General features: G+C 65.7%; 11 protein-coding genes and 1 pseudogene. 10 read left to right on the top strand and 2 right to left on the bottom strand.

Annotated features, from left to right (window positions below; all coding sequences use genetic code 11):
• Positions 1-3: 3 nt before the first annotated feature.
• Positions 4-996 (bottom strand): LysR substrate-binding domain-containing protein, encoded by a 993-nt coding sequence (locus AC27IO_RS01135; RefSeq protein ID WP_272565107.1) that lies wholly within the window; start codon positions 994-996, stop codon positions 4-6.
• Between the two features lie 118 nt (positions 997-1,114).
• On the opposite strand from AC27IO_RS01135, the gene AC27IO_RS01130 reads away from it, so the two are divergent.
• From AC27IO_RS01130 to AC27IO_RS01105, 6 genes and pseudogenes are all read left to right on the top strand, one after another.
• Positions 1,115-1,642 carry a DUF2917 domain-containing protein gene (locus tag AC27IO_RS01130; RefSeq protein WP_498736825.1) on the top strand — a complete coding sequence of 176 codons (528 nt, stop codon included), beginning with the start codon at positions 1,115-1,117 and terminating at the stop codon, positions 1,640-1,642.
• Positions 1,643-1,836: 194 nt separating this feature from the next.
• Positions 1,837-2,136, top strand: a complete 300-nt coding sequence (locus AC27IO_RS01125; RefSeq protein WP_498736823.1) for a DUF2917 domain-containing protein — start codon at positions 1,837-1,839, stop codon at positions 2,134-2,136.
• A gap of 285 nt (positions 2,137-2,421) precedes the next feature.
• The gene (locus AC27IO_RS01120) at positions 2,422-3,192 is read left to right on the top strand and encodes a Crp/Fnr family transcriptional regulator (RefSeq protein WP_284413751.1); all 771 of its coding nucleotides are present in this window, start codon (positions 2,422-2,424) and stop codon (positions 3,190-3,192) included.
• Positions 3,193-3,359: 167 nt separating this feature from the next.
• A complete protein-coding gene (gene glmU, locus AC27IO_RS01115; RefSeq protein ID WP_498736820.1) occupies positions 3,360-4,796 on the top strand; it encodes a bifunctional UDP-N-acetylglucosamine diphosphorylase/glucosamine-1-phosphate N-acetyltransferase GlmU in 1,437 nt (478 codons plus the stop codon).
• Between the two features lie 3 nt (positions 4,797-4,799).
• Positions 4,800-5,045: pseudogene (locus AC27IO_RS01110) on the top strand (sensor histidine kinase); the annotation flags it as partial.
• 223 nt (positions 5,046-5,268) lie between these two features.
• Positions 5,269-5,685, top strand: a complete 417-nt coding sequence (locus AC27IO_RS01105; protein ID WP_498736818.1) for a sensor histidine kinase — start codon at positions 5,269-5,271, stop codon at positions 5,683-5,685.
• A gap of 33 nt (positions 5,686-5,718) precedes the next feature.
• Here the strand turns inward: AC27IO_RS01105 and AC27IO_RS01100 are convergent, their stop codons facing one another.
• Entirely contained in the window at positions 5,719-6,231 is a 513-nt protein-coding gene (locus tag AC27IO_RS01100; protein ID WP_498736816.1) for an Lrp/AsnC family transcriptional regulator, read from the bottom strand.
• Positions 6,232-6,369: 138 nt separating this feature from the next.
• On the opposite strand from AC27IO_RS01100, the gene glmS reads away from it, so the two are divergent.
• The 4 genes from glmS to wecB all read left to right on the top strand — a co-directional run bounded on the left by glmS (position 6,370) and on the right by wecB (position 12,703).
• Positions 6,370-8,292, top strand: a complete 1,923-nt coding sequence (gene glmS / locus AC27IO_RS01095; RefSeq protein WP_498736814.1) for a glutamine--fructose-6-phosphate transaminase (isomerizing) — start codon at positions 6,370-6,372, stop codon at positions 8,290-8,292.
• Between the two features lie 414 nt (positions 8,293-8,706).
• Positions 8,707-9,897: a glycosyltransferase family 4 protein gene (locus AC27IO_RS01090; RefSeq protein WP_284429768.1), complete on the top strand. Its 1,191-nt coding sequence runs from the start codon at positions 8,707-8,709 to the stop codon at positions 9,895-9,897.
• Positions 9,898-10,145: 248 nt separating this feature from the next.
• A complete protein-coding gene (locus tag AC27IO_RS01085; protein WP_498736812.1) occupies positions 10,146-11,555 on the top strand; it encodes an undecaprenyl-phosphate glucose phosphotransferase in 1,410 nt (469 codons plus the stop codon).
• A gap of 14 nt (positions 11,556-11,569) precedes the next feature.
• Complete coding sequence (wecB, locus tag AC27IO_RS01080) at positions 11,570-12,703, top strand: non-hydrolyzing UDP-N-acetylglucosamine 2-epimerase (protein ID WP_498736810.1); 1,134 nt, start codon at positions 11,570-11,572, stop codon at positions 12,701-12,703.
• Positions 12,704-12,820: the final 117 nt, after the last annotated feature.

Genomic DNA, 12,820 nt, shown 5'->3' with positions numbered 1-12,820 from the left:
GCCTCAGTCCAGGTTGTCGCTCAGGTCGGGGTCAGGCACGTCGCCGATGGCCTCGCGCGTGGCCTGTGCCTGCAGGGTGAGCCAGGCGCAGAACGCCCGGATTTCCGGCCGCTGCCCGCTGCGCGGCCCCACGAGCAGCCAGTACGCCAGCGGTGAATCGAGCCGGTAGCCCGGCAGCACTTCCACCAGATCGCCCGACGCCAGCGCGTCGGCGATGAGCGGCATGCGCGCCAGGGCCAGGCCCTGGCCGGTGAGCGTGGCCTGCACGATCTGATGGGCGTAGTTGAAGTACAGCCAGCGCTTGGGCTGCAGCTTTTCCTGCCCGTTGAGTTCGAACCAGCGGCGCCAGGTGAGCCATTCGAGGTGCATGGTGCGGTGCGCATCGCCCGCTTCGATGAGCGTGAAGCGCGCCACGTCCGCGGGCCCGCGGATGGGCGGATTGCTCTTGATGAGCCAGGGGCTCGCCACCACGGCCAGCTGCTCGCCGAACAGGCGCTGCGAGCCGCTCATGTTGGCGCTGGGCAGGCTGTAGCGCAGGGCCAGGTCCACGTCGGCGGTTTCCAGGTCCACGGCCACATCGCTCGCGTCGATGCGAATGTCGATGTCGGGGTTTTCGCGCTGGAACTCTTCCATGCGGGGAATGAGCCACATCGAGGCGAAGCTGGCCCAGGTGGTGATGGCCACGCTTTTGCGGCCCGCGGTCTGCCGCACCAGCCGCACGCAGGCATCCATGCGTTCAAGAGCCGGGGCGACGGCCCGCTGCAGTTGCGCGCCGGCGCTGGTCAGCTCCACCGCCCGGGTGTGGCGCAGAAACAGCGGCACGCCCACTTCTTCTTCCAGCGCCTGGATCTGGCGGCTGACCGCCGACTGGGTAAGCGACAGCTCTTCCGCGGCCGCCCGGAAGTTCAGGTGGCGGGCCACCGCGAGAAAGGCACGCCAGTGGCCGACCGCCACTGGCCGGGTGCGCAAGTGGGTGATGGGGGCAGGCAGATTCATGGCTGGGATTGATGAGGCTTGGGAATCAAATTATCTCCGGCTTTTCATTGGACCGGATGGGGGTGATGGGCCGAATATCCAGTCCTGTCAACACCGAAATTCATGCAAGGAGCGCTCCATGTCAAACCCTTCCGTTCTGGAATCGCAACAATCCCGGGTGGGCGCTGCGTCGGCCCGGACGATGGCGGGTTGCTGGATTTTGCCCCCACGCCGCGCCTTGGGTTTGTATCCCACCCAGCGGTCGCGGCTGCGCATCGAGCGCGGCGGTGTCTGGCTCACGGTGACAGGGGGCAAGGGCGCACTGCCCGGCGACTGGTTCCTCCGCGAAGGCGATGAGCAGATGCTCGAGCCCGGGGTCCATGCCGTCATCGAGCCGTGGCACGGCGGTCGGGCCGCGCTTTCGGGTGGCGTGCTGGCCGAAGGCGTGCAATTTCGCTGGGATCCGGTCGCCCTGCCAGCGCCCGCAGCGCACTCCGAGGCTTGGTCGCGAGGCGTCGTAGTGCCTTGGGCGGACTTGGTGGGGGCTTTGCGCGGGGCGGCGTGGGCTGGGGCTCGGCTGGTGAAAGGGCTGCTGCAGTGGGCGGGAGCAGGCCGTTGGGCGCCAACGACTGCACCTCGGACCTGCATTGATGCGCAATGCGAATAGATCAGGGAGGTCTTTTGCATTGATGTGGTTCCGGCATGAATCGCCTGGGGCGTTTTCATTGGACGGTGCCACATTGCCAGACGCATGATAGGCGCATTGCTAGGGTTTTCCAGGAGAAAGAAATGACCGCTTCAAATGTTCTGAATTTTCAACAATCCGCTGTCTTGCCTCGCGGAGAGGCGAAAGACATTTGCATGCTGGCCATCGGCAATGCCCACAGCCTGCGCCCCCGTGTGCCGATGGCCCTGCGCGTGATGTCCGGCCATGCCTGGGTCACGCTCGACGACGGCCCGAACGGTGAACGCGACGTGGCAGCCGGCGACGTCTTTCTCAATGCCGGCCAGACCTTGTGGGTGGCGGCCGGCCAGCACGCCGTCATTGAGCCCCTGGGCCGCGATGCCGTGCAGTACCGCTTCAGCGCTTCTGCGGTGGTGCGCCATGCGGACAGTGCCTTGAAGTCCCGCTCCACGCAAGGCGAGGCCTGCTGCGCCTGAAGTCCGTCTTGCTGCCGTTCCCCCAGGGAATCGCAGCGAGGCGGCAAGAAACTGGCGCGGTGGCGCTGAAGGCGGGCCGGAAGCTGTCAAAGCTCCCGGCCCGTTTGACATTTCAGGGCCGGTCGGCAGGCTGATGAAAGACCTCCCAGCGGGGGAGAAAGTCAATCGGCGCTGGTGCGCCGGCGCAAGGTCTGTGGCGTGCGGTGCACAGTGTCAAAAGACATAGGGAGGAGTACCCTGGTGTGCCTAGAATCGCCGCCCACCAGTTCTCACCGATTCGCCTTTATGAGCGTGGACTTTGCTTCTGAATCCCTGGCGCACGCCATTCCGCGCCATTGCGATGCCTGCCGGTTGCGCAACACCCCTTCCGCTTTCACTCCGGTATCGCCGCAGGAGCTGCAGTTCATCGACCAGTTCCGCTGCGGCACCGCCACCGTGGCGGCTGGGGGCACGCTGATCCGCGAGCACCAACCCAACGGCAAGCTCTACACGCTCTACACCGGTTGGGCATTCCGCTACAAGACGCTGTCGGATGGGCGGCGCCAGATCCTCAACTTCCTGCTGCCGGGCGACCTGGTGGGGCTGCAGCAGGAGTTCGGCGACACCGCGATGCACGGCGTGGAGGCCGTCACCCCTTGCGCGTTCTGCGTGTTCCCGGCCGACGGGCTGTGGTCGCTGTTTCGCGACCATGGCCGGCTGGGCTACGACGTGACCTGGCTCGCGGCGCGCGGCGAAGGCATGGTGGACGACAACCTGCTCACCACCGGCCGTCGCAATGCCACCGAGCGCGTGGCCATGCTGCTCATGCACTTGTACCGCCGGCTCGACCGCCTGGGACTGTCCGAGAACGGCACCGTCGAATTCCCCATCACCCAGCAACACATCGCCGACTCGCTCGGGCTGTCGCTCGTGCACACCAACAAGACGCTGCGGCGCCTGGCGCAACTGGGTCTGCACGAGATCGCCGATGGGCGGCTGCGCATCATCAATCCGCGCGCGCTGGCCCGCATCGCCGAGTATTACGACGCCATCCCCCGGCCGGTACCCCTGCTCTAGGCTTTGGGTGAAATCGGCCTCCAGTGCAATAAGTACTAGGGCATATTGCTATTAATTTTGTAGCAATCTTAAAACCCCTGGCGGGCGCGGCAGGGCGCCGATAATCGGCGGATTCCCCTGGGACGCCGGTCGCCGTGCCGCGCGGCCGAAACCGAACGGACCCTTTCATGACAGCACTGGACATCATCATCATGGCGGCGGGCAAAGGCACGCGCATGAAAAGCCGCACCCCCAAGGTCCTGCAGCGCCTGGCGGGGCGCCCGCTGCTGCGCCATGTGCTGGACCAGGCGGCCAGCCTGCGGGCCCGGCGCGTGGTGGTCATCACTGGCCATGGCGCGGAGCAGGTGGAGGCCGCCGTCGCCGGCGGTCCGGGGGGCGATTCCGGCGCCGGTTTCGAATTGAAGTTCGCCCGCCAGGAGCCGCAGCTCGGCACCGGCCATGCCGTGCAGCAGGCGATGCCCGCGCTGGCGGGTGACGGCACCGTGGTCGTGCTGTCGGGCGACGTGCCCCTGACCCAGGCCGCCACCTTGCATGCGCTGGTGGAGGCCTCGGCTCGGGAGCGGCTCGCGCTGCTTACCGTGACGCTGCCCGACCCGGCCGGCTACGGCCGCATCGTGCGCGATGCCGCCGGTGCGGTGCAGGGCATCGTGGAGCACAAGGACGCGAGCGAGGCCCAGCGCGCCATCACCGAGGTGTACAGCGGCATCATGGCCGTGCCGGCGCAACGGCTGGCCGGCTGGCTCGCCCGGCTGCGCAACGACAACGCCCAGGGCGAGTACTACCTGACCGACATCGTCGCCATGGCCGTGGCCGATGGGGTGCCGGTGGTGGCCCATCGCATCACCGACGCATTGCAGGTGGCGGGCGTGAACAGCCCACTGCAATTGGCGGAGCTGGAGCGCGCGCACCAGGCCCGCCAGGCCGCGGCGCTGATGGAGCAGGGCGTGCGCCTGGCCGACCCGGCGCGCTTCGATCTGCGCGACGATGCCCGCCTCGGGGTCCGGGGCCGGCTGGTCTGCGGGCAGGACGTGGAGATCGACGTGAACTGCGTCTTCACCGGCCACGTGGAGCTGGGCGAGGGCGTGCAGATCGGTGCGCATTGCTGCATCGCCAATGCCACCATCGCGGCGGGCGCGGTGGTCCACCCCTACACCCACATCGACGGCGAGAAAGCCGGCGTGCAGGTCGGCCCGGGCGCCCTCATCGGGCCTTTCGCCCGACTGCGCCCGGGTGCCCAACTGGGCCGGGAGGTGCACATCGGCAACTTTGTCGAAGTGAAGAATTCCACGCTGGCCGATGGCGCCAAGGCGAACCACCTGGCCTATCTGGGCGATGCCACGGTGGGCGAGCGCGTGAACTACGGCGCGGGCAGCATCACGGCCAATTACGACGGGGCCAACAAGTTCCGCACCGTCATCGAGGCCGACGTGCACATCGGCAGCAACAGCGTGCTGGTGGCGCCCGTCACCATTGGTGCCGGGGGCACGGTCGCCGGCGGCTCCACCATCACGAAGGACGCCCCGCCGGGCGCCTTGAGCGTGGCGCGCGGCCGGCAGGTGACCATCGAAAACTGGAAACGGCCCGCCAAGCTGCCCAAGGCCTGAGCCATGGACGGGCTCGGTGATCTGCCCGGCGACGAACGGGGTCAACAAGCGCAGGCCGATGAAGTGGCGCGCCTGCGGGCGGAACTGGACGCGGCGCGGCAGGAGCAGGAGGCGTTCCTGCGGGCCGTGTCGCACGACCTGCGCGCGCCCGTGCGCCACATCCTCGCCTACGGCCGGCTGGTGCGGGAGACCGTCGCACAGAGCAATGCCGATCCCGAGGCGTTGCAGTTTCTGGACACCATCGCACAGGCAGGCCAGCAACTCGGCAGCATGATCGACGGGCTGATCCAGCTGGGGCGCATTGGCTCAGCGCCTGTCACGCCGGGCCCGGTCGCGCTGGGTCCGGTGCTGCAGAGCGCGGTGGCTGCGGCGCGGACGGCCGCCGCTGCGGCACCTGCGCTGAAAAAAAAGCGCGGCCGCGAAGGAGCCCGCCTCTTCCGGGGAGGGTGTGGCCAGCGCCTGGATCGACACCGTGCATTGGGATCTGCCCGCGGCCGAGGCCTGCCCCGTGCTGTGGGCGGACGCGGGCTGGCTGCAGGAGGTGCTGGTGGCCTTGTTGGACAACGCCCTCAAGTTCTCGCGCGGTGCCCAGCCGCCACGCATCGCCGTGCAGGTGCGGCCGGCACCCGGCGATCGGGTCGACATCACGGTGCAGGACAACGGCGCCGGCTTTCCTGCCGCGCAGGCGGGGCAGTTGTTCCAGGTGTTCCAGCGGCTGCATCCGGCGAGCCAGTTCGAGGGCCTGGGCCTGGGGCTCGCGCGGTGCTGGCGCCTGGTGGCGCGCATGGGCGGCACCATTGGCATCAGTGCAGCGCCCCACCAAGGGTGCACCGTGTGCCTGCAATTGCCGGCCGCGAGGTCGGCTGGGCCGGACGCCGCTGCCAGCTGAGCGCGGCGATGGCCGCCTCGCCCGTCCGGCGGCTCATGGCGTGCGGGGGGGCGGGCTCTCCGGACGCACGCACGGCAGCTTCGGCTCGAATTTGCTGCGCTTGAGGCTGAAGAAGGCCTTCACGTTGCGCACGTTGCCGTCGCTGGAAAACAGGCGCTGGGCCAGGGTCAGATAGCCCGGGATGTCCTGCGCGTAGATCACCAGGATGAAATCGGGCCCCGGCGAGACGCGGTAGCACTGCTGCACCGCGGTTTCCGGCTGCATGCGCTGCTCGAAGGCTGCCAGGCGTTCGGTGTCCTGCCGGTCCAGCGTCACTTCCACGATCGCGGTGATGCCGTGGCCCAGGTGCTGTGCCAGGGCATCGGGCTGGACCAGGGCCACCTCCCGCTCGATCAGGCCCGCCTCGCGCAGGCGCTTGACCCGGCGAAGGCAGGTGGGAGGCGACACGCGAACCGCTGCGGCCAGGTCCTGATTGCTGGCCGTGGCATCGTCTTGCAGGGCGTTCAGCAGTTGAAGGTCGGTGTCGTCGAGAAATAATGATTCCATGGTGTTAATTTTATGGAATTAAATTTCAATTTGTGTTTTGAGGGAAATTTAATTCCAAATATTTTTCGAATAATTTATACATATTTCTTTACGCCCTGCCTACCATCGCCCATCCACATTCCTTTCAGGAGATCGTCCATGTGCGGCATCGTCGGCGCGGTATCCACGCGCAACATCGTCCCCATCCTCGTGCAGGGCCTGCAGCGCCTGGAGTACCGCGGCTACGACTCCTGCGGCGTGGCCATCCACGATGCCAGCCTGGGCGCCTCCCGCACGGGCGGCCTGCGCCGCGCCCGCAGCACGGCCCGCGTGGCCGAGTTGCTCGAGCAGGTGAACGCCGAGCAGGTCGAGGGGGCCACCGGCATCGCCCACACCCGCTGGGCCACGCACGGCGCCCCGGCGGTGCACAACGCCCATCCGCACTTCAGCCATGGCACGGGCACGGGCGATCCCACGGCGGATGAGCCGCTGCGCCTGGGCCGCGTGGCGCTGGTGCACAACGGCATCATCGAAAACCACGAAGAGCTGCGCGCCGCCCTGCAGGCACGTGGCTACACCTTCACCAGCCAGACGGACACCGAAGTCATCGCCCACTTGGTGGACAGCCACTACAGCGGCGACCTGTTCCAGGCCGTTCAGGCCGCCGTCACCCAGTTGCATGGCGCCTATGCCATCGCCGTCATCCACAAGGACGAACCCCACCGCGTGGTGGGCGCACGCGCCGGCTCGCCGCTCATCCTGGGCGTGGGGGAGGGCGAGCATTTCCTGGCCAGCGATGCCATGGCGCTCGCTGGGGTGACCGACCAGATCGTGTACCTGGAAGAGGGCGACTTGGTGGACCTGCAACTGGGCCGCTACTGGATCGTGGGCAAGGGCGGGCAGCCGCTGGAGGCCCATCGGCGCCCGGTGCGCACCGTGCAGGCGCACAGCGGCGCCGCCGAGCTGGGCCCCTACCGACACTACATGCAAAAGGAGATTTTCGAGCAGCCCCGCGCCATTGCCGACACGCTGGAGGGCGTGCGCGGCATCGTGCCCGAGCTGTTCGACGGTGCGCCCGGCCCGGACGGCGAGCCCGGCGCCGCCGCCTGGCGCGTGTTCAAGGACATCGACTCCGTGCTCATCCTGGCCTGTGGCACCAGCTACTACAGCGGCTGCGCGGCCAAGTACTGGCTGGAGTCCATCGCCGGCATTCCCACCCAGGTGGAAGTGGCCAGCGAGTACCGCTATCGCACCAGCGTGCCGAACCCGCGCGCGCTGGTCGTCACCATCAGCCAGTCGGGGGAAACGGCCGACACGCTGGCCGCGCTGCGCCACGCGCAAAGCCTGGGCATGCTGCACACGCTCACCATCTGCAACGTGTCCACCAGCGCCATGGTGCGCGAATGCAAGCTGGCCTACATCACGCGTGCGGGCGTCGAGATCGGCGTGGCCTCCACCAAGGCCTTCACGACCCAGCTGGCGGGGCTGTTCCTTCTCACCCTTGCCATCGCGCAGTCGCGCGGCCGCCTGACCGACGACCAGGAGGCCGAGCACCTGAAAGCCATGCGCCACCTGCCCGTCGCGCTGCAGGCCGTGCTGGCGCTGGAGCCGCAGATCATCAGCTGGGCCGAGGACTTCGCGCGCATGGAAAACGCGCTCTTCCTGGGGCGCGGGCTGCACTACCCCATTGCGCTCGAAGGCGCCTTGAAGCTCAAGGAAATCAGCTACATCCATGCCGAGGCCTACCCGGCAGGCGAGCTCAAGCACGGCCCCCTGGCCCTGGTGACCAGCGCCATGCCGATCGTGACCGTCGCGCCCAACGACACGCTGCTGGAAAAGCTCAAGAGCAACATGCAGGAAGTGCGCGCGCGCGGAGGCGTGCTGTATGTGCTGGCCGATGGCGACACACGGATCGAAAGCGGCGAAGGCCTGCACGTGATTCGCATGCCCGAGCATTACGGCCCGCTGTCGCCGCTGCTGCATGTGGTGCCACTGCAATTGCTCGCGTACCACACGGCTTGTGCCAGGGGGACGGATGTGGACAAGCCCCGCAATCTGGCCAAGAGCGTGACGGTGGAGTGAGTGCCTGCGGCGGCCGACACGCGAATGAGCTCGTGAATCAGCCTCGGCATCCAGGTGGGTGCTCCGGCTCCAAGCCCATGCCTTTTCCTGGTTGATGCTCCCATATATGAATTGGTGTGGGTATCAAGGAGCCTGCATAGAAGAGCGTTCTGAATGTTCCAGCCATGGCCTGCACAAGGGGCTGGGCCACTGGATCGCTCTTCGGCAGCCCACATACAATCAACGCCACTCTGAACATGACAAGCCGCCATGTTCAGACGCCACCAGCTGCACTCTGGCATTTTCCCGCACTCCTTTGGAATGCAGGGATGCCAGTGCAGTCGCTGTCGAGCGCCCCGGCAGGCTCGTCAATGGCACATCCGCAGCCCCTGTGTCCACCAGGGAGATCCCGTCAACTCGAGAGGTGAGTCGGCAGTGAACGTCATTCTGGCCACGGAATCGATCCGACACCCGTTGACCGGGATTGGCCGCTACACGCACGAACTGGCACGGCATCTTGCCGAACTGCCGCAGATCGAATCCTTGCGGTTCTTGCACGGGCATCGGCTCAGTGAACAGCTGCCAAAGCCCGGGGTTGCAAGGACCGTCATCCCTTGGATTGGAGATCGTCTTTCACGGTTTCACTGGACTCTCGACACGTATCAGCGTTTGAATCAAGTCGCCAAAGCGCAGGCGCTACGCGGTTCAGGCGCCGCGATCTTTCACGGTTGCAACTATTCTTTGCCGCATCACGACGGGCCCTGTGTCGTGACTTTTCACGACATGTCGATTTACCGCTGGGCGCAGTGCCACCGTGCAGATCGGGTGCGTTACATGCGCAAGGAAGTGGCTTTATCGTTGCGCCGGACGCAGCTCATCCTCACGGTGTCGGAGTTCTCCCGACGCGAAATTGCGGCGCAGTTTGATTGGCCGCTGCAGCACATACGGGCCATACCGCTTGCATGCAGCGGTGCTTTCCGTCCTCACAATGAAGCGGAACTGGTTGCGCCTTTGCAAGCGGCAGGATTGAGGCAGGATGGCTACAGTCTTTTCGTGGGCACGATCGAGCCACGAAAGAACCTGCTGAACCTCATGGACGCTTATGCCCAATTGCCTGCGGCATTGCGTGCAAGATGGCCGTTGGTGGTCGTCGGTCATCCTGGCTGGAACAGCTCGGCTGAACACGAGCGCATGCGCCTGGCCGAACAGGCCGGTTGGCTGCGTTACCTCGGCTATATCGAAGACATTCGCCTGCCCGCACTCTTCGCTGGCGCACGGCTCTTCGTTTTCCCTTCGCTGTACGAGGGGTTCGGCCTGCCGGTCTTGGAGGCCATGGCCACGGGCACACCGGTTCTGTGCTCGGATGCGGCGGCGCTACCAGAAGTCTCCGGCGAGGCTGCAGCCTTGTTTGAACCGATGGACGTGAAAGCGCTGGCTGCCCAGCTGGCGCGCGGCTTGGAAGACGAAGCCTGGCGCACTGCCGCAAGCGCCGCAGGGCGTCAACGCGCCGCGCAATTCAGCTGGCAACGGTGTGCCGAACTCACCGCTCAAGCCTATCGTGACGTTCTCACGGGGACAGGTGCCGTACGGCGAACGACCGGCTCCCTTGTCTCCGCCACGACCTGACCGCCCATGAACTGCGAATTGGCCGGCAGCAAGCCCAGTAACGCGTTGACGCGGCGAGTTGACGGTGTGCGCGAGCATGGGCCTGCTGTCTGCGGCAAAGCTGAAGTCTTAAGATTCTGTATGCATCGCCCTGGAGGTTGGGGTGCATGCGACCAAGGCAACCACAATACAGAAGACGGTATGGAGGAGAACCAGTTGCGGTTCATTTTCGCGACGACCCGCCCGCGCGCCCCGAAGGACTATCCCGCATGAGCGTGATGGAGCGACTGTTGGCCCACGTGGCCGTGTCCCCGCGCGCGGCAGGCGACGGCATGGCAATGGCCGCGGCAGTGTTGAAACTGGCGGACATGGCGGTGGTGGTTGCCAGCGGGTTACTCGCGTACGCGTTGCGGACAGGGCATGTCGAGTTGCCTGATGCGCCCCACTATTTCTATGCCCTGCTGGCCGGAGCACTTCTCAATTTGTTCGTGTTCGTGCAACTGGCGCTGTATCAAAGCTGGCGCTTGGCGCTTCCCTCCATGGTGCTGGGGCGGCTGCTGTGGGGATGGTGCCTGGTGCTGGTCGCCCTGGCGTCGCTGAGTTTTTTAAGTAAAACGGGCCCGAGCTTTTCCCGTCTGTGGTTCTTGTACTGGGCGGGGATCGGAATCCTCGGTTTGGTCGGCGCACGGGTGCTGCTGGATCGACTGCTGCGCTGGCTGCACGCCCGTGGCATCGGCAATCGGCGGGTTGCGCTCCTGGGGCCGCCGGACAGGGTGGCGCAGGTGTCGGAGCGCATCCAGCGTGGCCCCTGGTCAGGCATCGAGGTGATTCCCGTGCCGCCCGTGATCAATGCGGGGGACTTCGCCGCTTTGCCAGACTGGTTGAGTCAGCACAGCGTCATCGAAGTCTGGCTGGCTTGGCCGATGCGCGACGAGCGGCTGATTCGCGAGAGCGTGCGCAATCTGGACGCCAGCTGTGTCGAGATTCGATGGATTCCGGACATTTTTGCGTTCCGTCTGATTCACCATGGGATGGCTGAAGTGGTCGGAACTCCCATGCTGGAGTTGTCGGTACGCCCCTTGTCCCTCACCTCGCAACTCGTCAAGTTGGTGGTTGACAAACTGATCGCCAGCGCGGTGCTCGTTCTGGCGAGCCCGTTGCTGCTGGCGCTGGCCGTGGGCGTCAAGCTCTCGAGCCCGGGGCCTGTGATTTTCCGGCAGATGCGGCATGGGTGGGACGGGAAGGCTTTCGAGGTGTGGAAGTTTCGGAGCATGCATGCCCACGATCCGGCAGAAGCGCCGCTTCAGACCTCGCGCACGGACTCGCGGGTGACCCGCTTTGGTGCGTTCATGCGCCGTACCAGCCTCGATGAGCTGCCGCAGTTCGTGAACGTGCTGCAGGGACGGATGTCAATCGTCGGGCCGCGGCCGCATGCACTGCGACACAATGCGGAATATCAGGATCTGATCCCGAACTATCTGCAGCGGCACCGGGTCAAGCCGGGCATGACGGGATGGGCGCAGGTCAACGGGTTGCGCGGAGAGACCCACTCGCTGGAAAAGATGCGCAAGCGTGTGGAGTACGACCTGTACTACATCCAGCATTGGTCGCTCTGGCTGGATCTGAGCATCATTGCGCAGACCTGCGCGATCGTGCTGTTCGATCGCGATGCTTACTGACAAGGCCGGAGTCCATGCGTTCTCAGATTGCCTATGTGCTAGGCACACGCCCAGAAATCATCAAGATGTCTTCCCTGATTGCCGCCAGTCAGCGGGAGGGCATTGGCCATAGCGTCATTCACACCAACCAGCACTACGCGGAATCCATGGATCGCGTCATCTTCGAGCAACTGGATCTGCCGCCGGCCGGCATTCATCTCGGGGTGGGGTCTGCACCGCAAGGCGAACAGATAGGGCGCATGCTGTGTGGCCTGGCGCCTGCCCTGGCGGAGATGCAGCCGGACATTGTGGTCGTGCAGGGCGACACCAACAGTGCCTTGGCCGGTGCATTGGCTGCCAGCAAGCTTGGTATTCCGGTGGCGCACGTGGAAGCTGGGCTGCGGAGCGGTGACCGGCGCATGCCAGAGGAAATCAACCGCATCCTGATCGATCAGATGGCGGACCACCTGTTCTGCCCCACCCCGCTGCAGGCGCAGATTCTGCGTGACGAAGGGGTGTCCGAAAGGCGCATCCACGTGACAGGCAACACGGTGGTCGATGCGACGCTGGCCTATGCACCGGCTGCACGGCAACGCTCGGACGTCCTGCGCAGGTTGTGCTTGCCCAGCAACGGCTATTGGCTGCTGACGTGTCACCGCCGTTCCAATACCGAAGAGCAAACGCATTTCGAGAGGCTGATGGACGCCGTGTGTGCGATGTCGTGGTCTGCAGGCATGCCTCTGGTGTTTCCGATGCACCCGCGCCTGGCCGCCATGGGGCGTTCTACGCTGGCTGGCCGACCTGGGCTGCTGGCCATCGAGCCGGTCGGCTACCTGGACATGCTGGCGTTGTTGCAGGGCGCTGCGCTGGTCATGACAGACAGCGGCGGCGTGCAGGAGGAAGCCTGCATCTTGCAGCGCAAGTGTCTTTTGCTGCGCACCAGCACCGAGCGCCCGGAGACGCTAGAGCGTGGCGGTGCCGAGCTGCCGGCCAGCCTGAGCGACGGTGACCTGCGGACGGCTTTGGAAAAGTTGCTGGCGCGTGCAGTGGCATGGAGCAATCCCTTGGGTGATGGAAACGCCTTCCGGCGCATTCTGGATATCCTGCTCGCGAAGGGCCAGGAAGACACATCGTCCCCACGCCATCGGCACCACAGAACCACTCACTGAAGACCGGCCTGGGCAGGCAAGCCGGCTTTCACGATCAGACGTCAGCGCAACCCTTCGTCCAAGAGATCCGGCGGCGGATGCAGCGCGACATGCACGTCGGTGCACAGACCGCACACC

This window comes from Acidovorax sp. KNOB132 (genome assembly GCF_057541515.1).
Note: the sequence above shows the minus strand (reverse complement) of the source record. Positions and strands in the feature narration are given on the sequence as shown.